General features: G+C 61.9%; 18 protein-coding genes. 10 read left to right on the top strand and 8 right to left on the bottom strand.

Annotation, left to right across the window (positions count from 1 at the left end):
- Positions 1 to 62 precede the first annotated feature (62 nt).
- From uvrA to N1937_RS09995, 3 genes are read left to right on the top strand one after another with little or no spacing between them, the layout of a single operon-like run.
- Positions 63 to 2,984 carry an excinuclease ABC subunit UvrA gene (uvrA, locus tag N1937_RS10005; RefSeq protein WP_162119252.1) on the top strand — a complete coding sequence of 974 codons (2,922 nt, stop codon included), beginning with the start codon at positions 63 to 65 and terminating at the stop codon, positions 2,982 to 2,984.
- Complete coding sequence (locus tag N1937_RS10000) at positions 2,981 to 3,442, top strand: GNAT family N-acetyltransferase (protein ID WP_222279545.1); 462 nt, start codon at positions 2,981 to 2,983, stop codon at positions 3,440 to 3,442. The genes uvrA and N1937_RS10000 overlap by 4 nt, the downstream gene beginning before the upstream one ends.
- 24 nt (positions 3,443 to 3,466) lie before the next feature.
- Entirely contained in the window at positions 3,467 to 4,273 is an 807-nt protein-coding gene (locus tag N1937_RS09995; RefSeq protein WP_162119250.1) for a DUF72 domain-containing protein, read from the top strand.
- A gap of 30 nt (positions 4,274 to 4,303) precedes the next feature.
- Here the strand turns inward: N1937_RS09995 and N1937_RS09990 are convergent, their stop codons facing one another.
- Positions 4,304 to 5,323: a DUF808 domain-containing protein gene (locus N1937_RS09990; RefSeq protein ID WP_260058527.1), complete on the bottom strand. Its 1,020-nt coding sequence runs from the start codon at positions 5,321 to 5,323 to the stop codon at positions 4,304 to 4,306.
- Positions 5,324 to 5,578: 255 nt separating this feature from the next.
- Complete coding sequence (locus N1937_RS09985; RefSeq protein WP_260058526.1) at positions 5,579 to 7,051, bottom strand: NAD(P)H-hydrate dehydratase; 1,473 nt, start codon at positions 7,049 to 7,051, stop codon at positions 5,579 to 5,581.
- A 343-nt stretch (positions 7,052 to 7,394) separates the two neighbouring features.
- On the opposite strand from N1937_RS09985, the gene N1937_RS09980 reads away from it, so the two are divergent.
- The 3 genes from N1937_RS09980 (at position 7,395) to hspQ (ending at position 9,710) form a co-directional block, all read left to right on the top strand.
- The gene (locus N1937_RS09980; RefSeq protein ID WP_015339877.1) at positions 7,395 to 7,733 is read left to right on the top strand and encodes a P-II family nitrogen regulator; all 339 of its coding nucleotides are present in this window, start codon (positions 7,395 to 7,397) and stop codon (positions 7,731 to 7,733) included.
- A 78-nt stretch (positions 7,734 to 7,811) separates the two neighbouring features.
- A complete protein-coding gene (gene glnA, locus N1937_RS09975) occupies positions 7,812 to 9,221 on the top strand; it encodes a type I glutamate--ammonia ligase (RefSeq protein ID WP_017964276.1) in 1,410 nt (469 codons plus the stop codon).
- A gap of 159 nt (positions 9,222 to 9,380) precedes the next feature.
- Positions 9,381 to 9,710, top strand: a complete 330-nt coding sequence (hspQ, locus tag N1937_RS09970) for a heat shock protein HspQ (protein ID WP_003559363.1) — start codon at positions 9,381 to 9,383, stop codon at positions 9,708 to 9,710.
- A 377-nt stretch (positions 9,711 to 10,087) separates the two neighbouring features.
- On the opposite strand, the gene N1937_RS09965 is transcribed toward hspQ, so the two are convergent.
- Positions 10,088 to 10,750: an invasion associated locus B family protein gene (locus N1937_RS09965; RefSeq protein ID WP_017964275.1), complete on the bottom strand. Its 663-nt coding sequence runs from the start codon at positions 10,748 to 10,750 to the stop codon at positions 10,088 to 10,090.
- A gap of 284 nt (positions 10,751 to 11,034) precedes the next feature.
- Between N1937_RS09965 and N1937_RS09960 the strand changes: the two genes are divergently transcribed.
- The 3 genes from N1937_RS09960 to N1937_RS09950 all read left to right on the top strand — a co-directional run bounded on the left by N1937_RS09960 (position 11,035) and on the right by N1937_RS09950 (position 14,144).
- Positions 11,035 to 12,837 carry an extracellular solute-binding protein gene (locus tag N1937_RS09960; RefSeq protein WP_170282149.1) on the top strand — a complete coding sequence of 601 codons (1,803 nt, stop codon included), beginning with the start codon at positions 11,035 to 11,037 and terminating at the stop codon, positions 12,835 to 12,837.
- Between the two features lie 66 nt (positions 12,838 to 12,903).
- Complete coding sequence (locus N1937_RS09955; RefSeq protein ID WP_260058513.1) at positions 12,904 to 13,575, top strand: DsbA family oxidoreductase; 672 nt, start codon at positions 12,904 to 12,906, stop codon at positions 13,573 to 13,575.
- 11 nt (positions 13,576 to 13,586) lie between these two features.
- Complete coding sequence (locus N1937_RS09950) at positions 13,587 to 14,144, top strand: GrpB family protein (RefSeq protein WP_260058511.1); 558 nt, start codon at positions 13,587 to 13,589, stop codon at positions 14,142 to 14,144.
- 37 nt (positions 14,145 to 14,181) lie between these two features.
- Here the strand turns inward: N1937_RS09950 and N1937_RS09945 are convergent, their stop codons facing one another.
- The 3 genes from N1937_RS09945 to N1937_RS09935 are packed head-to-tail and all read right to left on the bottom strand — an operon-like array spanning position 14,182 to position 18,502.
- Positions 14,182 to 14,649, bottom strand: a complete 468-nt coding sequence (locus tag N1937_RS09945) for an OsmC family protein (protein ID WP_222291066.1) — start codon at positions 14,647 to 14,649, stop codon at positions 14,182 to 14,184.
- 50 nt (positions 14,650 to 14,699) lie between these two features.
- A complete protein-coding gene (gene mfd, locus N1937_RS09940; protein WP_260058509.1) occupies positions 14,700 to 18,200 on the bottom strand; it encodes a transcription-repair coupling factor in 3,501 nt (1,166 codons plus the stop codon).
- On the bottom strand, positions 18,197 to 18,502 hold the full coding sequence (locus N1937_RS09935; RefSeq protein ID WP_012757428.1) for an FAD assembly factor SdhE: 306 nt from the start codon (positions 18,500 to 18,502) through the stop codon (positions 18,197 to 18,199). The genes mfd and N1937_RS09935 overlap by 4 nt, the downstream gene beginning before the upstream one ends.
- Before the next feature lie 92 nt (positions 18,503 to 18,594).
- Here N1937_RS09935 and recG point away from each other — a divergent pair, with 92 nt between their 5' ends.
- The gene (gene recG / locus N1937_RS09930; protein ID WP_260058505.1) at positions 18,595 to 20,700 is read left to right on the top strand and encodes an ATP-dependent DNA helicase RecG; all 2,106 of its coding nucleotides are present in this window, start codon (positions 18,595 to 18,597) and stop codon (positions 20,698 to 20,700) included.
- Between the two features lie 81 nt (positions 20,701 to 20,781).
- Here recG and N1937_RS09925 read toward each other — a convergent pair whose 3' ends face one another.
- Positions 20,782 to 21,489 carry a DUF502 domain-containing protein gene (locus tag N1937_RS09925; RefSeq protein WP_162118616.1) on the bottom strand — a complete coding sequence of 236 codons (708 nt, stop codon included), beginning with the start codon at positions 21,487 to 21,489 and terminating at the stop codon, positions 20,782 to 20,784.
- 135 nt (positions 21,490 to 21,624) lie between these two features.
- Positions 21,625 to 23,451: a glutamine--fructose-6-phosphate transaminase (isomerizing) gene (glmS, locus tag N1937_RS09920; RefSeq protein ID WP_260058504.1), complete on the bottom strand. Its 1,827-nt coding sequence runs from the start codon at positions 23,449 to 23,451 to the stop codon at positions 21,625 to 21,627.
- Positions 23,452 to 23,490 lie beyond the last annotated feature (39 nt).

Raw genomic sequence — 23,490 nt, 5'->3', positions numbered from 1 at the left:
CTCGACTCGCCCGTCGGCATCACTAAATAAGGGCTGTTATCCAGAAAACCAAAGCAGAGACGATGAGCGAACTGAAGACGATCTCCATCCGCGGCGCGCGCGAGCATAATCTCAAGAGCATCGATCTCGATCTGCCGCGTAACAAGCTGATCGTCATGACAGGGCTTTCGGGTTCCGGCAAATCCTCGCTTGCTTTCGACACGATCTATGCCGAGGGCCAACGGCGCTATGTCGAGAGCCTGTCGGCCTATGCCCGGCAGTTCCTCGAGATGATGCAGAAGCCCGATGTCGACCAGATCGACGGGCTGTCGCCGGCGATCTCGATCGAGCAGAAGACCACCTCGCGCAACCCGCGCTCGACGGTCGGGACCGTCACCGAGATCTACGACTATATGCGCCTGCTCTTTGCCCGCGTCGGCGTTCCCTATTCGCCGGCAACCGGCCTGCCGATCGAGAGCCAGACCGTCAGCCAGATGGTCGACCGCATCCTCGATTTCGGCGAGGGTACCCGTCTTTATATCCTTGCGCCGCTCGTGCGCGGGCGCAAGGGCGAATACAAGAAGGAACTGGCGGAGTTGATGAAGAAAGGCTTCCAGCGCGTTAAGGTCGACGGCCAGTTCTACGAGATCGCCGAAGCGCCGGTGCTCGACAAGAAATACAAACACGACATCGACGTGGTGGTCGACCGCATCGTCGTGCGCTCGGATGTCTCGGCACGCCTGGCGGACAGTCTGGAGACCTGCCTGAAGCTCGCCGACGGGCTGGCGGTTGCCGAATTCGCCGACAAGCCGCTGCCGCCGGAAGAGACGTCGGCCGGCGGTTCGGCCAACAAGTCGCTGAACGAGACGCATGAGCGCGTGCTGTTTTCGGAGAAGTTCGCCTGCCCGGTCTCCGGCTTCACGATTCCCGAGATCGAACCCAGGCTCTTCTCCTTCAACAACCCGTTCGGCGCCTGCCCGACCTGCGACGGCCTCGGCGCCCAGCAGAAGATCGATGCGGATCTGATCGTGCCCGAGCCCGAACGGACGCTGCGCGACGGGGCGATCGCGCCCTGGGCCAAGTCGACCTCGCCCTATTACAACCAGACGCTGGAAGCACTTGGCAAACATTACGGCTTCAAGCTCGGCACCCGCTGGAACGATCTCTCCGACGAGGCCAAGGACGTCATCCTCAACGGCACCAACGACAAGATCGAATTCCATTATGCCGATGGCGCCCGCTCCTATACGACGCAGAAGAATTTCGAAGGCATCATCACCAACCTCGAGCGCCGCTGGAAGGAGACCGATTCCGCCTGGGCGCGCGAGGATATCGAACGCTTCATGTCGGCCGCCCCCTGCCCTTCCTGCAACGGATTCCGCCTGAAGCCGGAGGCGTTGGCGGTGAAGATCGACACGCTGCATATCGGCGAAGTGACCGCGATGTCGATCCGCGTCGCCCGTGACTGGTTCGAGACGCTGCCGGCAAGCTTCAACGCCAAGCAGAACGAGATCGCCGTGCGCATCCTCAAGGAAATCCGCGACCGGCTGCGCTTCCTCAATGACGTCGGCCTGGAATATCTCAGCCTGTCGCGCAATTCCGGCACGCTGTCGGGCGGCGAAAGCCAGCGCATCCGGCTTGCCTCGCAGATCGGCTCGGGACTGACAGGCGTGCTTTACGTGCTCGACGAGCCGTCGATCGGCCTGCATCAGCGCGACAACGCCCGGCTGCTCGACACGCTGAAGCACCTGCGCGACATCGGCAATACCGTCATCGTCGTCGAACATGACGAGGATGCGATCCTGTCGGCCGACGACGTGGTCGATATCGGCCCGGCAGCCGGCATTCACGGCGGCCAGGTGATCGCCCACGGCACGCCGCAGGATATCATGGACAATCCAAACTCGCTGACCGGCAAATATCTGTCGGGCGAGCTCGGCGTTCCGGTTCCCAATGAGCGCCGCAAGCCGAAGAAGGGCCGCGAGATCAAGGTAGTCGGGGCGCGTGGCAACAATCTCAAGAACGTCACGGCGTCGATCCCGCTCGGGGTGTTTACGGCGGTAACCGGCGTTTCCGGCGGCGGCAAATCCACCTTCCTGGTCGAAACGCTCTATAAATCGGCGGCAAGGCGCGTCATGGGCGCGCGTGAAAACCCAGCCGATCACGACCGCATCGACGGTTTCGAGCATATCGACAAGGTGATCGATATCGACCAATCGCCGATCGGCCGCACCCCGCGCTCGAACCCGGCGACCTATACCGGCGCCTTCACGCCGATCCGAGATTGGTTCGCCGGTCTGCCGGAGGCAAAGGCCCGCGGCTACCAGCCGGGCCGCTTCTCCTTCAACGTCAAGGGCGGACGCTGCGAGGCCTGCCAGGGAGACGGCGTCATCAAGATCGAGATGCACTTCCTGCCCGATGTCTACGTCACCTGCGACGTCTGCCACGGCAAGCGCTACAATCGCGAGACACTCGACGTCACATTCAAACAGAGGTCTATCGCCGACGTGCTCGACATGACGGTGGAGGAAGGCGTCGATTTCTTCGCAGCGGTGCCTGCCGTGCGCGACAAGCTGCAATCGCTGAAGGATGTCGGCCTCGGTTATATCAAGGTCGGCCAGCAAGCGAATACGCTTTCGGGCGGCGAGGCGCAGCGCGTCAAGCTTGCCAAGGAACTGTCGAAACGCTCGACGGGTCGCACGCTCTACATTCTCGACGAACCGACAACCGGCCTGCATTTCCACGACGTCGCCAAGCTGCTCGAAATGCTGCACGAACTGGTCAACCAGGGCAATTCGGTGGTGGTGATCGAACACAATCTCGAAGTCATCAAGACGGCCGACTGGGTGCTCGATTTCGGCCCCGAAGGCGGCGATGGTGGCGGTGAGATCGTCGCGACCGGCACGCCGGAAGCAATCGTCAAGGAAAAGCGGTCCTATACCGGACAGTTCCTGAAGGAATTGCTGGAACGGCGCCCGGTGAAGAAGGCGGTTGCGGCGGAATGACGATGAGGCCAGCGTCGCCCGATGATCTGGAAACGATCGTGACGCTGACAACAGCCGCCTATCGGCCCTATACCGAACTCTTCGGTGCTCCGCCGATCCCGGTGACGGAGGATTACGCGCCGCGGATCGAATGCGGCGAGGTCTGGCTCTGCGAGATCGGCGGGCAAACGGCCGGCCTGGTGGTCGTCGAACGGCATTCCGATCACCTCATGCTGTTCAGCATCGCGGTCTCGCCGGCCTTTCAGGGTGCCGGACACGGGCTGGCGATGCTGCATTGGCTGGAGGGCAAGGCGCGGGAATTGGCCGTGCCGGAGATCCGGCTCTACACGAATGCGCGGATGGAGCCGAATATCGCGCTCTACAGCGCCTTCGGATTTCAGGAAACGGGTCGCCGACCGAACCCTTATCGGCCAGGATGGACGCTCGTCTACATGACGAAAGAGATCAATGCGGCCTGAGCGGCTGCGAATGGGGAGGACGACATGACGAAATCCGGCACTATCCGCACCGGCATCGGCGGCTGGACCTTCGAGCCCTGGCGCGGGCATTTCTTTCCCGAGAGCCTGAAGCAGAAGGACGAGCTGAATTATGCCAGCCGCCAGCTGAAGGTTATCGAGGTCAACGGCACCTATTACAGCACGCAGAAGCCCGCGGTCTTTGCCAAATGGGCGGCTGACGTGCCCGACGGTTTCATCTTTTCGCTGAAGGCGACACGTTTCGTCACCAATCGGCGGGTGCTTGCCGAAGCCGGTGAATCGATGGAGCGGTTTCTGTCATCGGGCATCAGCGAACTCGGCGATCATCTCGGGCCGCTGCTCTGGCAGTTCGCGCCGACGAAGAGGTTCGATGCAGACGATTTCGAAGCCTTCCTGAAGCTGCTGCCGGCAAAACAGGACGGGCTGACGCTCCGCCACGTGGTCGAGGTGCGGCACGATTCCTTCAAGGTGCCGGAGTTCGTCGCGCTGCTGGCGAAATACGGCGTGGCGCCTGTTTGCGCCGAACATTTCGAATATCCGATGATCGCCGACGTCACGGCCGATTTCGTCTATGCCAGGCTGCAGAAGGGATCGGACGATATCCCGACCTGCTATCCGGAAAAGGACCTGAAGGCCTGGGCAGACCGGCTGGAGACCTGGGCCGAGGGCAAGATTCCTGATGACCTGCCGCTGATCGATAGAGATCGCGAGGTGAAGGTCGAGCCGCGCGACGTCTTCGCCTTCATGATCCATGAGGGCAAGGTCAATGCGCCACATGGAGCAATCGCCCTGCAGCAGGCGCTGGCGAAATAAGCAGGGCTTGCCCGCCGATAGCCGCAAGCTTCATTTCTTCCCGTTCGCCAGCGCCTCTTTCCGCCGGCGCGGCAGGAGCGATTTGAGGTACCGCCATATCGGCGAGACGGCGTAGCCTGTGACCGGAATTGCGATCAAGCCGGCGACGCTACCGACGATACCCGCGCCTGCGGCCTCGACGACCCAGCGCAGCACCGATGCCAGAACGGGAACCGCATGCGCAGTCGCCTCGCCGGCCTCGTGGATCAGATGCGCAAGGCCACTGATGCCATAGGCTTCGAGGCCATGAACGATGATGCCGCCGCCGACCCAGATCATGGCGGCCGTTCCGACGATGCCGAGCACTTTCAGAAAATAAGGCATGCCTGTGACAAGCCCCTCCCCGATCGAACGCAAGGCGGCACCCATCGGAGATGCCGTCCGCACACGCGCCAGCATCAGACCCAGATCATCGGCTTTCACGATAAGCGCCACGCCGCCATAGACCATGATCGTGATACCCAGTCCAACAACGGCAAGGATGACGGCTTGCGTGAACATGCTGCCTGAGGGCACCGCGGCGAGCGTAATCGCCATGATTTCGGCCGACAGGATGAAATCCGTCTTGATTGCGCCAGCAACCTTCTCGTCTTCTAGCGATTTGGCATCGAGGCTTGTCGTCTCGAGTGCCGATTCATGGGCATGGGCTGCATGCGGCAGCACCAGTTCGTAGACTTTTTCCACACCCTCGTAGCAGAGATAAAGCCCGCCAATCATCAGCAGCGGCGTGATCGCCTGCGGTGCGACAAGGCTCAGGATCAGTGCTGCCGGAAGCAGGATCAGAAGCTTGTTCTTCAGCGAGCCGAGCGTGATCTTGCCGATGATCGGCAATTCGCGTGCTGCCGAAAATCCGGTGACGTAGCGGGGTGTGACGGCCGCATCATCAATGACGACGCCAGCCGCTTTCGCGCCCGCCTTGGCAGCCTGGCCGGCAATATCGTCGAGCGACGCCGCAGCCACCTTGGCCAATGCCGCGATATCATCAAGTAGGGCGATCAGGCCAATACTCATTCGAGCCTCCGTCGAAAGACAGACTTACGCAAAAAAATGGAAAGCCCGTCAACGAGACGCGGAATCCCGGCCGGAAGATGCCATGCAAGGAGCGCGACGACAATGGCCGTCATTCAGCCGGCCTTCAGACTGCGCCACAGTCAGACATGTCGGATGACGGTCCAGATTCTGCGTTCAAGGTGCAGAAGACCAGCAGCGGGCAGATCCGCCGCCGGATGGCGGCATCCGCCCTCCCAAAGGACGCGCAGCGACGCTTTAAAACGGCAATACTTCGGCAGCAAGCTCCTCTGCCGTCAGCCCTTTGCCGGCGCGTTGACCTGCCTCTCCATGCAGCCAGACGCCGGCAGCCGCGGCCTCGAAGGCCGGCAGGCCCTGGGCGAGCAATCCGCCGATGATGCCGGCAAGTACGTCGCCGGAACCGGCGGTGGCAAGCCAGACGGGAGCGTTGGTGTTGATGAGCGCACGGCCGTCTGGCGCGGCGATGACGGTATCGGCGCCTTTGTAGATAATCGCGGCATTGGCGCGGCGGGCAGCGGCCAAGGCCTTGTCCACCTTGCCGAGCGCTTCGTCGCCGCCGATATCGGGAAAGAGCCGCGCGAATTCGCCTTCGTGCGGCGTCAGCACCAGCCGCGGCTCACCCTCGAAAAGATCAAACAGCTGTTGCGGATCGTCCTTGAACGAAGAGATGCCGTCGGCATCAAGCACCAGATGGCGATCGGCAAGGGCCGAGACGAAGCCGCGCGCCCTGGCGCCGATGCCGAAACCGGGGCCGAGGACGAAGGTCTGCAGCCGCTTGTCGGAGAGCCAGTCGCCGAGGTCGGCCTCGTCGTCGATGGCATGCAGCATGACGGCGGTGAGATGCGCCGCATTGGCGGCCATCGCCGCGCGGGGGGCGGCGATCGTCACCAGGCCGGCGCCGGCCTTCAGACCCGAGATCGCCGACATGCGCGCGGCACCCGTCTTGTCGGCCTCGCCTGAGAAGACGACCAGATGACCGCGCTTGTATTTGTGGGTTTCCAACTGCTCGGCCGGCAACACGCGCTTCCAGGCATCCGGCGTGTTCTCGGCGATGGCACCCCCCGCTTCAGCCCTGACGATACGAGCGGGGATACCGATGTCGAAGACCTCCAATTCACCGCAAAGCTCCCTGCCCGGCATCAGCAGATGGCCGGGCTTGCGGGTCATGAAGGTGATGGTGTTGCAGGCCCGGAAGGCAGCACCCAGCACCTTGCCGGTGCGGCCATCGAGGCCGGAGGGCAGATCGATGGCGAGCACGGGAATAGCGGCCTGCGTGACGCGGCCGATCAGCGCGCGCACATCGGCCGACACCGCGCGACCAAGCCCCGCCCCGAACAGGCCATCGATGACGACGTCGCCGGTTTCGGGCCGATAGAGGTCGAGTCCTTGTCCCTCCAATGCGCAGCTCCTGCGGGCGCGGGCGGCGTCGCCCTTCAGCCTCACGGGATCACCGAGGTGGAAGAGCGCCACCCTCGCCCCGCTCTGCTGCAGATGACGTGCTGCGACATAGGCGTCGCCGCCATTGTTGCCGGGCCCGCAAAGCGCGACGAAGCGCAGCGCTCCGGGATGAAGGCACAGAGCCGCGGCGGCAACCGCGGCGCCTGCCCTTTCCATCAGGGCGAAGGAATCGATGCCGGATGCGGCTGCGGCCGTATCGACGGCGGCCATTTCGGCCGGCGTGAGAAGAAGGTCGGACAGGTTTTTGATCATCACCCTATTCAATCAAAAAACGCCTAAAAAACAACCGCCTGAAATACCAAAGAGAAGACCGACATTTAAGCATTTGCCTATCTTTTCATCATCTCGAGAGGTGTATTCGCAGTTGCGAAAATACCTGACTTTTTCCGTTTCGGATGTGATTTTGATCGGAGACAATGTTTTTTCATCCGTTCTGCCACCAAAACCACATAGAATTCCCCGCAAACGCGCCGGTTTTGACAGAATCGACGTCTTTTTTCGATAAGATGGATTTCAAACTGGCACGATATCTGCATCATATTCGGCGAGCGGGAAAATTCCTGCCATAACAGGAGAAGCGGAGAGACATTTTCTCATGAAAAAGATCGAAGCGATCATTAAGCCTTTCAAGCTGGACGAAGTGAAGGAAGCCCTTCAGGAAGTTGGCCTGCAGGGTATCACGGTCACGGAAGCCAAGGGTTTCGGCCGTCAGAAGGGCCACACGGAACTCTACCGCGGAGCCGAGTACGTCGTCGATTTCCTGCCGAAGGTAAAAGTCGAGGTTGTACTGGCCGACGAGAACGCGGAAGCTGTCATCGAAGCGATCCGCAAGGCGGCGCAGACCGGCCGCATCGGCGACGGAAAGATCTTCGTTTCCAACGTCGAAGAGGTTATCCGCATCCGCACCGGCGAGACCGGCATTGATGCCATCTGACCACTTTGCCAATCGCGCAAAGTCCGTTACCGTCATCGCCGAGCCACACCGTCATCGCAAATCGGAGGAAACTACTTAATGGCGACCGCAAGCGAAATTCTGAAGCAGATCAAGGAGAACGACGTTAAGTTCGTCGATCTGCGTTTCACCGACCCGAAGGGCAAGCTGCAGCATGTGACGATGGACGTCGTCTGCGTCGATGAAGACATGTTCGCTGACGGCGTGATGTTCGACGGCTCCTCGATCGGCGGCTGGAAGGCCATCAACGAGTCCGACATGGTGCTGATGCCCGACACCGAAACGGTGCATATGGACCCTTTCTTCGCCCAGTCGACCATGGTCATCGTCTGCGACATCCTCGATCCGGTCTCCGGCGAGGCCTATAACCGCGATCCGCGCGGCACCGCCAAGAAGGCCGAAGCCTACCTCAAGGCATCCGGCATCGGCGATACGGTTTTTGTCGGCCCGGAAGCCGAATTCTTCGTCTTCGACGACGTCAAGTACAAGGCCGATCCTTACAATACCGGCTTCAAGCTCGATTCAACCGAACTGCCGTCGAACGACGACACCGATTACGAGACCGGCAACCTCGGCCATCGCCCGCGCATCAAGGGCGGTTATTTCCCGGTTCCCCCCGTCGACAGCGCCCAGGACATGCGTTCGGAAATGCTGACTGTGCTCTCCGAGATGGGCGTCGTCGTCGAAAAGCATCACCATGAAGTCGCCGCCGCCCAGCACGAACTCGGTATCAAGTTCGATACGCTGGTGCGCAACGCCGACAAGATGCAGATCTACAAATATGTCGTCCACCAGGTGGCCAACGCCTACGGCAAGACGGCGACCTTCATGCCGAAGCCGATCTTCGGCGACAACGGCTCGGGCATGCACGTGCACCAATCGATCTGGAAGGGCGGCAAGCCGACCTTTGCCGGCGACGAATATGCCGGCCTTTCCGAGAGCTGCCTGTTTTATATCGGCGGCATCATCAAGCATGCCAAGGCGATCAACGCCTTCACCAATCCGTCGACGAACTCTTACAAGCGTCTCGTCCCGGGTTACGAAGCCCCTGTGTTGCTTGCCTACTCGGCCCGCAACCGCTCGGCTTCCTGCCGCATTCCGTTCGGATCCAACCCGAAGGCCAAACGCGTCGAAGTCCGCTTCCCGGATCCGACCGCCAACCCCTATCTCGCCTTCGCCGCCATGCTGATGGCCGGCCTCGACGGCATCAAGAACAAGATCCATCCCGGCAAGGCCATGGACAAGGATCTTTACGACCTGCCGCCGAAGGAATTGAAGAAGATCCCGACCGTCTGCGGCAGCCTGCGCGAAGCGCTTGAAAGCCTCGACAAGGACCGCAAGTTCCTGACGGCCGGCGGCGTCTTCGACGACGATCAGATCGATGCCTTCATCGAGCTGAAGATGGCTGAGGTGATGCGTTTCGAAATGACGCCGCATCCGGTCGAATACGACATGTACTATTCGGCCTGATCGGCCGCGAAGACCGAAAGCCCCGGTTCGCCGGGGCTTTCACCTCCCCGGGTCATGGACGCCAGTAGGAGGATATGACGTTCATGTGACGAACACGCGCAAAAATCTTGATTTGCGCGGCACCAATCACCAAATTTGGTGATGAAAGGAAGTCGTACCATGAAAGAAAGAATAGCAAAGTTCAGTATCGGCGAAGTGGTTCGGCACAAGGTTTTTCCGTTTCGTGGCGTCATCTTCGACGTTGATCCTGAGTTCGCGAATACGGAGGAATGGTGGAATTCCATTCCCGCCGAGGTGCGCCCGAGCAGGGACCAGCCGTTCTATCACCTGCTTGCCGAGAATGACGAAAGCGAATATGTCGCTTATGTCTCCGAGCAAAACCTGATGAACGACGAAAGCGGCACGCCGCTTCGCAACCCGCAGATCTACCAGATTTTCGATCAGGCCCCGTCAGGGCAGTTCAAACCCAAGATGAGCTTCGCCCACTAAGTCAGGCTGACCGACCGCATGAAACAAGGCCTCGCAATCCCGGCGAGGCCTTGTTCTTTTGGTACGATACCCCGCATGTCGGCGTAAGCTGCTGACCGGAATGCCCCTCATCCGCCTGCCGGCGCCGACCGGGGTCGAGCCACGGGTCTCGACCCGTCCTTCGGACCCCCGCGCGCGGGGCGAAGGGGACATGCCGCGACCTCTCCGTTCCCATCTCTCTCGCAGGGCACGTCCCCTCTCCCCGTTTTTACGGGGAGAGGGTGAGGGGCAGCCATTGGCACGAACCGGACCACGGTGGCACAAGCTGCAGAGATCGAAATCTACCAACAAAAAACCCGGCGTGAAGCCGGGTTTCTGTTTCAAAGAAGGTGACAGGATTACTGCGCCTTAGCTGCCTTCTGCGCGTCTTCCAGCTTCTTGCGGGCTTCTTCGGCCTTCTTCTGCATGCTGTCCTGCAGGCTGCGCTGGCTTTCAGCGAGCTTGGATTCGGAAACCGGTTCGCCGTCATAAGCACCGGTGAAGCCTTCAAGCGAAATCTTGATCGGGTTCGGGGCGCGGCGGAAGTTGATCGAGGTGAAGATCACGTCGCTGCCCTTCTTGAGGCTGGCGATCATCGCGTCGGTCAGCGGGATTTCAGCGGTGCACTTGTCCGGCAGGCAGACGGCGTAGTCGAGCTTTTGGCCTTTGCCGCCGTCGATCTGCATGAGAACGCCGGGAGGGACGAGGCGTGCAGTGGGAACCGAGACCTGCAGGAGCTTGCGGTTGATCTTGCCGGAAACCGAGATCAGGCCGACGGCCGTGACGAGCTGGCCGCCATTGGCGAGGATCAGGTTCTGGACAACACAGATGTCGTTGTCTTCCTGCTTGCTGCAGGTCTTGTACCAGCCGAGCTTCGGCGCTCCTGCGGCCTGTGCCGGGGCATCGGCCGGAGCCTGTGTCGCCGCATCCTGTGCGAAGGAGGAGACCGGAGCCGAAGCGCCGAACACCACTGCCAGAACGGACAGTGCTGCCCGCATTTTCTTTTCAGACTTGAACATCATAACGAATTCCGTCTCCTGATATCCGTTCGGGGCAACGTCTTGCCGCCCCAACCATCGGGTCGTTCGGCACTCCACCTCTTAAAAAAATAAGGCAAATGCATGACCCCTAAACTTCGGGTTCACCTGTTACATCGCAGCGTGCAAGATATCCAGCACTTCTTTGGCAATTTGACGCGCATTTCGTCGCGATGCCAAAGAAATCGCCGCTCCGTGTTGGAATCGGTCGACCCCATGATAATCTTGGCGTGAATCATGCCCCGTTTTCACGGATCAAGGATTGCCGAATGCTCCGTATCGTCGTCCCCCTCGTCCTCTCGCTGCTGTGCGGCACGGTCGCCGCCGAGCCGCTGCACGGCATCGCGATGCACGGCGAGCCTGCCCTGCCGGCTGATTACAAGCACTTCCCTTACGTCAATCCCGACGTCAAAAAGGGTGGCAAGATCACCTATGGCGTGGTCGGCACCTTCGACAGCCTCAACCCGTTCATCCTGAAGAGCATGCGCACGACGGCGCGCGGCATGTGGGATCCGGACTATGGCAATCTCGTCTACGAATCGCTGATGCAGCGCTCCAGGGACGAGCCTTTCACCCTCTACGGCCTGCTTGCCGAGACGGTCGAATGGGACGACGATCGGAGCTTCATTCAGTTCAACCTCAATCCGAAGGCGAGATGGGCCGATGGCCAGCCGGTGACGCCGGAAGACGTGATGTTCACCTTCGAGCTGATGCGCGACAAGGGCCGCGTGCCCTTCGCCAACCGCCTCAACGTCGTCGCCAAGATGGAGAAGGTCGGCGAGCACAGCGTGCGCTTCACCTTCAACGACAAGGCCGACCGCGAGACGCCGTTGATTTTCGGTCTGTTTCCGGTGCTGCCGAAACATGCGATCGATCCGGCAACCTTCGACCGTTCATCGCTGACGCCGCCGGTCGGGTCCGGTCCCTACAAGGTGAAGACGGTGAAGCCCGGCGAGAGCATCACCTATGAGCGCGACCCCAACTACTGGGGCAAGGACATTCCCGCCAAGGTCGGCACCGACAATTACGACCAGATCACCGTCCAGTATTTCCTGCAGGATACGACGCTGTTCGAGGCCTTCAAGAAGGGCGATGTCGACATCTATCCGGATGGCAATCCCGGCCATTGGGCCAATGCCTATAATTTCCCCGCCGCCACCTCGGGGGCCGTGGTCAAGGACGTGTTCACGCCGAAATTGCCGAGCGGCATGCTCGGCTTCGTGTTCAATACGCGCCGACCGATCTTTGCCGATCTCAAGGTGCGCGAAGGCCTGTCGCTGGTGTTCGATTTCGAATGGGCGAACAAGAACCTCTATTCCGGCGCCTACAAGCGCACGCAGAGTTTCTGGCAGAATTCCGAGCTGTCGAGTTTTGGCGTCCCCGCCAATGCGGCCGAGCTTGCCCTGCTCGGGCCGATCAAGGACAAAATTGCCCCGGAGATTCTCGACGGCACCTACAAGCTGCCAGTCACCGACGGCTCCGGCCGCGACCGCAATGTGCTGAAACAGGGCGTCGAGTTGCTGAAACAGGGCGGCTATACGATTCAGGGCGGCAAGATGCTCGATGCCTCCGGCCGCCAGCTCGCCTTCGAGATCATGACGCAGAATGCCGACCAGGAGAAGCTCGCCGTCGCCTACCAGCGTTCGCTGCAGACCATCGGCATCGCCGCTTCGATTCGCACGGTCGATGATTCGCAGTATCAGAGCCGGACGAACAGTTTTGACTACGACATGATCATGAAGTCCTACACGTCCTCCCTTTCCCCCGGAAACGAACAGCTCGGCCGCTGGTCTTCGGCAGCGAAGACCCGCGAGGGCAGCGACAGTTTCGCAGGCGCTGACGACCCCGACCTCGATGCGTTGATCGATCACCTGCTCCGGGCGCGCTCGGCCGAGGATTTCACCGCAGCGGTGCGCTCATACGACCGGCTGCTGCTGTCCAGCCATTACGTGCTGCCGCTTTATCATATGGATCAGCAATGGGTGGCGCGCAGCAAACGCATCGGCCATCCCAACACGGTGCCACTCTATGGCTACCAGCTGCCGCTCTGGTGGGATACGAGCGCCCAATAAGAAACGGCCGGACCGCCCCGGCTTGAATGTCTCTCTTGGGAGACGCACAGAATAAGGAAAATCATCATGGAGCGTATCACCATCGACGTCGTCTCGGATGTCGTCTGCCCCTGGTGCTATCTCGGCAAGGCGCGGCTGGAGCTCGCCATCGCCGAGGTGCAGGACCAAATCGGCGTTGACATCAACTGGCGGCCGTACCGGCTCAATCCCGACTATCCCAAGGAAGGCGTCGACCAGAAGAAGGCGCTGGCCGAGAAGCTCGGCGGTGAGGAGCGCGTCGCCCAGGCTCACAAGATGCTCACCGATTATGGCCGCGAGGTCGGCATTGCCTTTAATTTCGAGGCGATCAAGATCGGCCCGAACACGCTCGATGCGCATCGACTGATCCACTGGGCGATGATCGAAGGCCGGGAGAAGCAGGACAAGGTCGTTGACGCGCTGTTCAAGGCGAATTTCGAGGAAGGCCGCAATGTCGGCGACCATGCGGTGCTGCTCGATATCGCCGAAAAGTCCGGCCTCGACCGCTCGGTCATCGCCTCGCTGCTTGCCTCCGATGCCGACCGCGATCTGATCGTCGCCGAGATCAAGGCGGCCCAGGAGATGGGCGTCAACGGCGTGCCGTTCTTCATCTTCGACCAGCAATATGCCGTCAGCGGCGCCCAGACGCCTGATGTGCTCGCGAATGCATTGCGCGATATCGCCAAGGCGAAAGCCGAGGCGCGATCCGGCCTCAACTGACGCTACCGGTCATGCGGATCGAAATTGAGGAGCCACGGCAAAGCTGGGTCGAGGATTTTGCGACCCTCAAATCCGCAATCATGAGCGCAGCACCCGCCGGGGCATATCTGCATCATATCGGCTCGACCGCCGTTCCCGGGCTTCCCGCCAAGAATATCATCGATATTCAACTAACGGTGCACGATCTCGCCGACGTCGATGCTGACGCATTCGAAGAGGCAGGCTTCGAGCGCAGACCAATCGTCATCGATCACTGCCCTCCGGGAGTTGATCTGGCGGAAGGCGAACTGCGCAAGGCCTTCTATCGCAGCAACGGGCGTCCGGCGAATTTGCACATCCGCGAGAAAGGCCGTTTCAATCAACGCTACTCTCTCCTTTGCCGCGACTTCCTGCGCGCCCATCCGATAGCGGGAAACGCCTACGCTCTGATCAAGCAGCGGCTTGCCCAACGGTTTCCCGACGACGTCGATTTCTACTACGACATTAAGGATCCGGTGTTCGACATCATCATGGACGGCGCCAATGACTGGGCAAAGCTGATCGGCTGGTCAGAACCGCCGGGCGATTGAAGCCGCCAAATCTGGTGCGCGTAATTATTGCGGCAGCTCAGCCCAGAACCGGAAAGCAGCGCACCTCGGTCTTCACCGAATTGGCGATGAAGCATTCGTCGTGGGCGCGATGGTGCAGGGCTTCGAACTCGCTTAACGAGGGCTGCTTCTCGCCGCTGAAGACGACATGCGGACGGAGCGTCACGACGGTCATGGCAAGGCGGCCCTCGGCATTCTTTTCCATCACGCCTTCGGCGGCATCGGTGTAGCTGTCGACGCAGAATCGCTGTTTGGCGGCGAGCGACAGGAACCAGAGCATGTGGCAGCTGGAGAGCGAAGCGACGAAAGCCTCTTCCGGATCGACGGCATCCTCGGCGGAATAGGGCAGCGGGACGACATGCGCCGACGAGGACGCCCTCACCTCGATGCCGCCATCGAAACTCCAGCGGTGGGCGCGGCTGTAGCGGTTGTCGGTGAAGGTCTCGCCGTTCCGCTGCCAGGCGATCGTTGCGCCGTATGTCGCCATTCTCAATCTCCCTTTTCCACGCAGTTCCGGACGCTTTTACTCGAATTGCTCTATTTCGCGAGTTCGGCCAGTTGCGTCATGATGACCGCTGCCCCCTGCAGGCGTTTTTCCGGCGTCGGCAGGTCTCGGGTCAGGAACAGGCTGTGGTCGGGACGGATCTTCGCCATCGTGCCCTGTTTGCCGATATAACCGACGAGGTTGGCCGGATTGGCGAATTCCTTGTTGCGGAACTGCACGACGACACCCTTCGGGCCGGCATCGAGTTTTTCGACATTGGCGGTGCGGCAGAGCGACTTGATGTAGACGATCTTCAGCAGATGCTGGACTTCGATCGGCATCGGGCCGAAGCGGTCGATCATCTCGGCGCCGAAGCCGTCGATCTCCTTGAGTTCGGTGATTTCGCCGAGACGGCGGTAGAGCGCCATGCGCAGATGCAGGTCGGGCACGTATCCTTCCGGGATCATTACCGTCGTGCCGACGGAGATCTGCGGCGACCAGCCGGTGTCGTGGATCTCGTCGACACCCTTCACCTCGGCGACCGCCTCTTCCAGCATCTGCTGGTAAAGCTCGAAACCGACCTCCTTGATGTGGCCGGACTGCTCCTCGCCGAGCAGGTTGCCGGCGCCGCGGATATCGAGGTCGTGGCTTGCCAGCTGGAAGCCGGCACCGAGCGTATCCAGCGACTGCAGCACCTTCAACCGGCGTTCGGCGGTGGCCGTCAGCACCTTGTTGACCGGCAGGGTGAAGAGCGCGAAAGCGCGCACCTTCGAGCGGCCGACGCGGCCACGCAGCTGATAGAGCTGGGCAAGGCCGAACATGTCGGCGCGGTGGACGATCAGCGTGTTGGCTGTAGGCACGTCGAGGCCGGATTCGACGATGGTTGTGGACAACAGCACGTCGTAGCGGCCTTCATAAAAGGCGTTCATGATGTCTTCGAGTTCGCCGGCCGGCATCTGGCCATGGGCGACGGCGACCTTCAGCTCCGGCACATCCGACTGCAGGAAGGCATGCACATCCTCGAGGTCGGCAAGCCTGGGGCAAACATAGAAGCTCTGGCCGCCGCGATAATGCTCGCGCATCAGCGTCTCGCGGATGACCAGGCTGTCGAAGGGCGAGATGAAGGTGCGCACCGCCATGCGGTCGACCGGCGGCGTGGTGATCAGCGACAGTTCGCGCACGCCGGTCATGGCAAGCTGCAGCGTGCGCGGGATCGGCGTTGCCGACAGCGTCAGCACGTGCACGTCGCTCTTCAGCTCCTTCAGCCGCTCCTTGTGCTTGACGCCGAAATGCTGCTCCTCGTCGATGACGAGCAGGCCGAGATTGGCGAATTTAATGCCGGCGCCGAGCAGCGCATGGGTGCCGACGACGATATCGGTCTTGCCTTCCGCCACCTCCTTCTTGGTCAGCGCCAGTTCCTTGGCGCCGACGAGGCGCGAGGCCTGCTGGATGCGCACCGGCAGACCGCGGAAACGATCGGAAAAGGTTTTGAAATGCTGGCGGGACAGCAGCGTCGTCGGCACGACGATGGCGACCTGGGCGCCGTTCATCGCTGCGACGAAGGCGGCGCGCAACGCCACTTCGGTCTTGCCGAAGCCGACGTCGCCGCAGACGAGGCGATCCATCGGCCGGCCGGCGCCGAGATCGGAGCGCACCGCCTCGATGGCGTTTTCCTGGTCCTCGGTCTCGTCATAGGGGAAGCGGGCGGCGAATTCGTCGTAAAGGCCTTCCGGCGTCGTCAGCATCGGCGCATGGCGCGTCAGGCGCTCGGCGGCGATGCGGATCAGCGCATCGGCCATATCGAGCAGGCGCTTCTTGAGCTTGGCCTTGCGCATCTGCCAGGCGCCGCCGCCGAGCTTGTCGAGCTGGGCTTCGGTGCCCTCGCCGCCGTAACGGGAGAGAAGATCGATGTTTTCGACCGGCAGGAAGAGCTTGGCCTCGTCGGCATACTGCAGCTCGAGGCAGGCATGCGGCGCGCCTGCGGCCTCGATGGTCCTGAGCCCGATGAAGCGGCCGATACCATGTTCGGCATGGACGACGATCGAGCCTTCGTCGAGGCCCGCGACTTCCGAGATGAAATCGGCGGCGCGCTTGCGGCGCTTGGAGCGGCGCACCATGCGGTCGCCTAATATATCCTGCTCGCCGATGACGACGAGGTCGCCGGCCTCGAAGCCGGCTTCGAGGCTGAGCACGGCAGCAGCCGCCTCACCTCTCGCCAGCGAGCCGACATCCTTCAGCGCCTCGATCGACTTGACCTTTTCCAGGCCATGTTCGTTCAGCACCTGCAGCAGGCGTTCCAGCGAGCCTTCGGTCCAGGCGGTGACGAGCACTTTCGCGCCGGCGGCGCGGCGATCGGCAATATGCTTGACGACGACGTCGAAGATATTGATGCGTTCGGCATCGCCGCCGCCTTCGGCATTCGAACGAGCCCAGCGCTGGCCCTGGCGGGCGTCGATGTTGACGACCCGCCGCGCCTCGCCCTCGTGCTCGTTAAAGGGGCTGATGCGGATCGCGCCGAGCGCATCGAGGGTTTTGACGAAAAGCTTGCTGTCGAGATAGAGCTGGCCCGGCGTCACCGGCTTGTAAGGCGTGCCCTGCGTCATCCCCTTGACCGGCTGGCCGGAATTCAGGCGGGCGTCGTAATAGTCAAAAACGAGCTTGGAGCGCTCTTCGGCTGCTTCGCGGACCGTATGATCGATGACGAACCGGAAGCCGCTCAAATAATCAAAGACGGTATCGAGCTTCTCGTAGAAAAGCGGCAGCCAGTGCTCCATGCCGGGGTAACGGCGGCCTTCGGAGACGGCGAGATACAGCGCGTCGTCACGCGTGGTCGCACCGAAAGCAGAGAGGTAATTCTTGCGAAAACGGCTGATCGTATCCGGGGTCAGCGTCACCTCGCTCATCGGGTTGAGATCGAGGGAGCGCACCTGCCCGATCGTGCGCTGGCTGGCCGGATCGAAGCTGCGGATGCTTTCCAGCGTGTCGCCGAAGAAATCGAGGCGGACCGGCTCTTCGGAACCCGGCACGAAGACGTCGAGAATGCCGCCGCGCACGGCATATTCGCCGACTTCGCGAACGGTGGCGACGCGCTCGAAGCCGTTGCGCTCCAGGCGGCCGGCGAGATCGTCCATGCGCAGCTGGTTACCGGGTCGGGCCGAAAAACTCAGGCTTTCGATGACATCCTGCGGCGCCACCTTCTGCAGCATGGCATTGGCGGTGACGAGCACGATTGCCGCATGCGGCTTCTTGCGATGGGCGATGAGGCCGCCGAGTGCGGCCAGCCGGCGAGCCGAGGTATCGGCGCTCGGCGAGACGCGGTCATATGGCAGACAGTCCCAGGCCGGCAAGGTGAGAACCGGAATGTCGGGGGCGACGAAGCCCAGCATCTGTTCGAGATCGGCCATGCGGTGGCCGTCGGACATGACATAGGCGACCGGCTCTCCCGTTCGCGCGAGCTCGGCGAGCAGCAGCGTTTCAAGGCCTGCCGGCACATTGCCGATCGTCAGCGGCTCGGCAATGGCCGCAAGCTTCTTCGCATCGAAACCAGGGATCATTCCGGCGTCCTGAGGGGCTTGTCAAAATCGGGCTTGTAGGCGGCGATGCGGGCAAACATCGGGGTCTGGAAACGCTCAGGCACCGGCCATGTTCCCATGATCCAGCGGACGAGATCATTGTCCTCTTCCGCCATGATCGTCTCGAACTCGTCGAGCTCGGCTTCCGACAGTCTGGCGACCTCGGCTTCGGCGAATTGGCCGAAGACCAGATCCATCTCGCGGATGCCGCGATGCCAGCAGCGGAAAAGGATCCGGCGGCGGCGCGGGTCGAGACCGGCACTGGTGAGCGTGACACCTGTCATGGCATTACCTTCCTGTTGATGCGCCTCTATAGACCCTGGAAAGCGGCTTGTCAGCCTTGCCAAGGCCGCATTGTTCATCGCATTTTGGCCGCATGCGCCCCGCCATTCTCGATCCGCTGTTCTCCCCTATTTCGGGCCTTCCGGGCGTCGGACCGAAGATCGCCGACCTGCTGGTCAAGCTGCTCGGGCGCGAGACGCTGGAGGATTGCCGGGTCATCGATCTGCTTTTCCACGCGCCCTTCTCGCTGATCGACCGGCGCAACCAGCCGGGCATCGCCCGCGCGCCACAGGGTGCGATCGTAACGATCACGGCGCGCGTCGACCGGCACCAAGTGCCGCCGCGCGGCAAAAGCAATATCCCTTACCGCGTCTTCCTGCATGATGAGACCGGCGAGCTGACGCTGGTGTTTTTCCGCGGACAGGCGGCCTGGCTGGAAAAGCAGCTGCCCGTTGACGCGGAGGTGACCGTCAGCGGCAAGATCGACTGGTTCAACGGCCGCGCCTCGATGGTGCATCCCGACTATATCGTCAGGGCCGACGAGACGGAGAGCCTGCCGCTGGTCGAGCCGATCTATCCGCTGACGGCAGGACTTTCACCGAAGACGCTGCGCAAGATCATCGACGCCGGCCTGCCGCGTTTTCCCGAGCTGCCGGAATGGATCGACCTGGCGTTGACAGAGAGACAGGGCCTGCCGTCGATCCGCGACAGCTTCCACATGCTGCACGAGCCGCGCGATCCCACCGATATCGACCCGCAGGCCCCTGCCCGGCGGCGGCTTGCCTATGACGAATTCCTCGCCGGCCAGCTGTCGCTGAGCCTGGTGCGGCAGAGGCTGCGCAAGGTGGCGGGCCAGCCGGTGCATGCCACCGGCGCCATCAGCAGCAAGATCCTGAAGACTTTGCCCTTCTCGCTCACATCAAGCCAGAACGAGGCAATCACCGAGGTTTTGAAGGATATGGCCGGCAACGAGCGCATGCTGCGGCTGCTGCAGGGCGATGTCGGTTCCGGCAAGACGCTGGTGGCGCTGATGGCGATGGCAGCGGTGATCGAGAGCGGCGGCCAGGCCGTGCTGATGGCGCCGACCGAAATCCTGGCGCGGCAACATCACGCGACGATCTCGAAATTCACCGCAGGCGCCGGGCTCGGCATCGAGGTGCTGACCGGGCGCACCAAGGGACGCGAAAGGGAGGAAATCCTGGAGCGCATCGGCTCGGGTGCTGCCCAGATCATCATCGGCACGCATGCGCTGTTCCAGGATAGCGTCGCCTACGCCAATCTGATGCTTGCCGTCGTCGACGAGCAGCACCGTTTCGGCGTGCATCAGCGCCTGCGGCTGACCGCCAAGGGCCTCTCGCCGCACATGCTTGTCATGACGGCGACGCCGATCCCGCGCACGCTGGTGCTCGCCGCCTTCGGCGACATGGACGTCTCCAAGCTCACCGAAAAACCGGCCGGTCGCAAGCCGATCCAGACGATCACCGTGCCGATGGAGCGGACCGGCGAAATCGTCGGGCGGCTGCAAAGCGCGATTGCCGAGGGCAAGAAGGCCTACTGGATCTGCCCGCTGGTCGAGGAGTCCGAAGAGCTCGACCTGATGTCGGCCGAGGAGCGGCATGCGACGCTGGTCTCAGCGCTTGGCCCTGATGTCGGCCTGATCCACGGCCGCATGAGCGGACCGGAGAAGGACGCGGCGATGATGGCGTTCAAGAACGGCGAGACCCGGCTGCTCGTCGCCACCACCGTCGTCGAGGTCGGTGTCGACGTGCCGGATGCGACGATCATGGTGATCGAGCATGCCGAGCGTTTCGGCCTGGCGCAATTGCATCAGCTGCGCGGCCGCGTCGGGCGCGGCGACGAGGCCTCAACCTGCATCCTGCTCTACAAGGGACCGCTCGGCGAGACCGGCCATGCCAGGCTTTCGATCATGCGGGAGACGGAGGACGGCTTCCGCATTGCCGAGGAGGACCTGAAGCTGCGCGGTGAAGGCGAATTGCTCGGCACAAGGCAATCCGGCACGCCGGGTTTCCGCATCGCCAGCCTCGAGGCGCATGCCGACCTGCTGGAGATTGCCCGCAAGGATGCGGCTTACCTCATCGAGCGCGATCCGGAATTGACCACCGAGAGAGGCACGGCGATTCGCACGCTGCTCTATCTTTTCCGCCGCGACGAGGCGATCCGTTTTCTTAGAGCGGGATAAAGCGCGCCGCGGCGCGCTTTAAGTCGTCCTTCCATGCATGTCGTTATCCCAAAACCGCTGAACACTTTTGGGCGACATGCATCATTCGGCCTTGGAAACTGCCACCGGCTTCGGCCGCGGCAAGTGCTTCTGCTTCGGCTCCGGCTGGGGGATCTCAGGAGCCACGAGACCGCCCGAAATCAGGAACTTGGCGGCATCCTCCGGCGACATGTCGAGCACGACGATCTTCTCACGCGGTACGAAGACGAGGAAACCGGCCGTCGGCACCGGCGTCGGCGGCAGGAAGACCGCGACCATATCCTGGCCCATCGCATTGAACTTCGAAGCGATTTCGCCTTTGGCGTCGGTGGCGACGAAAACCAGCGCCCAGAGACCGGGACTTGGATATTCGATGAGGCCGACTTTCTTGAAGGAGTTCGACTGCTCCTTCAGCACGGTTTCGAAAATCTGCTTCACGCTTCTGTAGATCGTCCGTACGAGCGGCATGCGCTGGACGACGGATTCGCCGAAACCGACGATGCTCTGGCCGATGAGGTTCTTGCCGAGAAAGCCGACGACGGTGATCAGGATAACGGCTGTCAGCAGACCGAAACCGGGAATAGCGAAATTGAGATAGCTTTCCGGATTCCAACGTGCCGGAATATAGGGCCGGACCCAACTGTCCGACCAGTGGATGAAGGTCCAGGTCAGCCAGATGGTGATCGCGATCGGGGCGCAGATGATCAAACCTGCGAGAAAATTATTCCTCAGCCGGGTCGCGACCGGCATTCTGGGGGCGTTGTCGGCCATCGTTTCCAGATGAACTCCATCTCAGTCCTGGACAGGCCGGAACGCCGGCCCTTCCCCCTTGTCCGCAGACCAAAACTGCCAGAATTCTGGGCGTCGCACAATATGTTTCGGCGGCACGGTCGCGGCGTTACAGGCTTATTCCACAGTCACCGATTTCGCCAGGTTGCGCGGCTGATCGACATCGGTGCCCATGAAGACGGCGGTGTGATAGGCGAGCAGCTGGATCGGCAGCGAGAAGATCATCGGCGCGATGATTTCGTCGACGACAGGCAGGGCGATCGTCGCCATGGTCGGCAGTTTCGAGGCAGCCGCACCGGCCTCGTCGGTGATGAAGATGATGCGGCCGCCGCGGGCTGCGACCTCCTGCATGTTCGAGACGGTCTTTTCGAAAAAACGGTCGTAGGGGGCGATGACGATGACGGGCATGTTCTCGTCGATCAGCGCGATCGGTCCGTGCTTCAATTCGCCGGCGGCGTAACCTTCGGCGTGGATATAGGAAATTTCCTTGAGCTTCAGCGCGCCTTCCATGGCGAGGGGGAAGCTGGTGCCGCGGCCGAGATAGAGCACGTCCTTGCACTTCGACAATTCGCGCGACAGACTTTCCATTTGCGGCTGGATGAGGTTCAGCACGCGGCTCATGATGCGCGGCATTTCGGCGAGATGGCGCACCAGCGCCCTCTCCTCGTCGGCACTCACCGTGCCGCGCGCCTTGCCGGCGCCGATCGCCAGCGCTGCCAGCACGGCAAGCTGGCAGGTGAATGCCTTGGTCGAGGCGACGCCGATTTCGGGGCCGGCCATGATCGGGAAGACGGCGTCGGATTCACGCGCGATCGTCGATTCGCGGACATTGACGACGGCGCCGATCTTCAAGCCGTTTTCGCGGCAATAGCGCAAGCATGCCAGCGTATCGGCGGTCTCGCCGGACTGCGAGATGAAGAGCGCAGCCTGCGACGGCGACAGCGGCATTTCGCGGTAGCGGAATTCGGAAGCGACGTCGATCTCGACCGGCAGGCGGGCATAACGCTCGAACCAGTATTTGCCGACGAGGCCGGCGAGATAGGCAGTACCGCAGGCAGAGATGGCAAGGCCGGTCGCCGCCTTGAAGTCGATCGCGGCGGCGTTGGCGCCGATGGTGTTCTCGGCGAAATCGACATAGTGACTGAGCGCGTGAGAGATCACCTCCGGCTGCTCGTAGATTTCCTTTTCCATGAAGTGGCGGTGGTTGCCCTTGTCGACGACATAGGCGGTCGCCTGCGAGGTCTGCCGGGCGCGGTTGACCGGCTTGCCGGCAAAATCGAGCACCGAGACACCATCGCGGGTGAGGACAGCGCAATCGCCGTCGACCAGATAGGTGATCTCGTTGGTGAAGGGCGAGAGCGCGATCGCATCCGAGCCGAGGAACATCTCGCCGCGGCCATAGCCGACGGCAAGCGGCGGACCGGAACGGGCGGCCATGATCGTACCGGGATCGGCCTTGAGCATGATGGCCAATGCATAGGCGCCGGTTACCCGGTTCAGCATCTTCAGCATGGCGGCGCGCGGCTCCAGGCCTTCGCGCAGGTATTTCGCCATCAGATGGGCGACCACTTCGGTATCGGTCTGGGTTTCGAAGACCGAGCCCTCTTCCGTCAGTTCGTCGCGAAGCTCGGAGAAGTTCTCGATGATGCCGTTATGGACGACCGCGACGCCCTCGACGAAATGCGGATGGGCATTGGTCTCGTTCGGAACGCCATGGGTCGCCCAGCGCGTGTGGGCGATGCCGACGGTGCCGGGCAGCGGTTCGCTGTCGAGGCGCTTTTCCAGATTGAACAGCTTGCCCTCGGCGCGGCGGCGATCCATCACGCCGTCATGGATGGTGGCGACACCGGCGGAATCGTAACCACGATATTCGAGACGCTTCAGCGCATCGACCAGGCGCCCGGCAACAGGCGCAGTTCCGACGATCCCCACAATGCCGCACATATAGTATCCCCATGAAGGCTTCGATGACGAGGCCAGTCC

The sequence above is a fragment of the Rhizobium sp. WSM4643 genome (assembly GCF_025152745.1).
GTDB lineage: Bacteria > Pseudomonadota > Alphaproteobacteria > Rhizobiales > Rhizobiaceae > Rhizobium > Rhizobium leguminosarum_I.
This window is presented reverse-complemented; position numbering and strand designations above follow the sequence as displayed.

What these genes read in the sequence shown, in the direction of transcription:
- uvrA (WP_162119252.1), top strand. Translation starts at nt 63, where the DNA reads ATGAGCGAACTGAAGACGATCTCCATCCGCGGCGCGCGCGAGCATAAT.
- N1937_RS10000 (WP_222279545.1), top strand. Translation starts at nt 2,981, where the DNA reads ATGACGATGAGGCCAGCGTCGCCCGATGATCTGGAAACGATCGTGACG.
- N1937_RS09995 (WP_162119250.1), top strand. Translation starts at nt 3,467, where the DNA reads ATGACGAAATCCGGCACTATCCGCACCGGCATCGGCGGCTGGACCTTC.
- N1937_RS09990 (WP_260058527.1), bottom strand. Translation starts at nt 5,323, where the DNA reads ATGAGTATTGGCCTGATCGCCCTACTTGATGATATCGCGGCATTGGCC.
- N1937_RS09985 (WP_260058526.1), bottom strand. Translation starts at nt 7,051, where the DNA reads ATGATCAAAAACCTGTCCGACCTTCTTCTCACGCCGGCCGAAATGGCC.
- N1937_RS09980 (WP_015339877.1), top strand. Translation starts at nt 7,395, where the DNA reads ATGAAAAAGATCGAAGCGATCATTAAGCCTTTCAAGCTGGACGAAGTG.
- glnA (WP_017964276.1), top strand. Translation starts at nt 7,812, where the DNA reads ATGGCGACCGCAAGCGAAATTCTGAAGCAGATCAAGGAGAACGACGTT.
- hspQ (WP_003559363.1), top strand. Translation starts at nt 9,381, where the DNA reads ATGAAAGAAAGAATAGCAAAGTTCAGTATCGGCGAAGTGGTTCGGCAC.
- N1937_RS09965 (WP_017964275.1), bottom strand. Translation starts at nt 10,750, where the DNA reads ATGATGTTCAAGTCTGAAAAGAAAATGCGGGCAGCACTGTCCGTTCTG.
- N1937_RS09960 (WP_170282149.1), top strand. Translation starts at nt 11,035, where the DNA reads ATGCTCCGTATCGTCGTCCCCCTCGTCCTCTCGCTGCTGTGCGGCACG.
- N1937_RS09955 (WP_260058513.1), top strand. Translation starts at nt 12,904, where the DNA reads ATGGAGCGTATCACCATCGACGTCGTCTCGGATGTCGTCTGCCCCTGG.
- N1937_RS09950 (WP_260058511.1), top strand. Translation starts at nt 13,587, where the DNA reads ATGCGGATCGAAATTGAGGAGCCACGGCAAAGCTGGGTCGAGGATTTT.
- N1937_RS09945 (WP_222291066.1), bottom strand. Translation starts at nt 14,649, where the DNA reads ATGGCGACATACGGCGCAACGATCGCCTGGCAGCGGAACGGCGAGACC.
- mfd (WP_260058509.1), bottom strand. Translation starts at nt 18,200, where the DNA reads ATGATCCCTGGTTTCGATGCGAAGAAGCTTGCGGCCATTGCCGAGCCG.
- N1937_RS09935 (WP_012757428.1), bottom strand. Translation starts at nt 18,502, where the DNA reads ATGACAGGTGTCACGCTCACCAGTGCCGGTCTCGACCCGCGCCGCCGC.
- recG (WP_260058505.1), top strand. Translation starts at nt 18,595, where the DNA reads ATGCGCCCCGCCATTCTCGATCCGCTGTTCTCCCCTATTTCGGGCCTT.
- N1937_RS09925 (WP_162118616.1), bottom strand. Translation starts at nt 21,489, where the DNA reads ATGGCCGACAACGCCCCCAGAATGCCGGTCGCGACCCGGCTGAGGAAT.
- glmS (WP_260058504.1), bottom strand. Translation starts at nt 23,451, where the DNA reads ATGTGCGGCATTGTGGGGATCGTCGGAACTGCGCCTGTTGCCGGGCGC.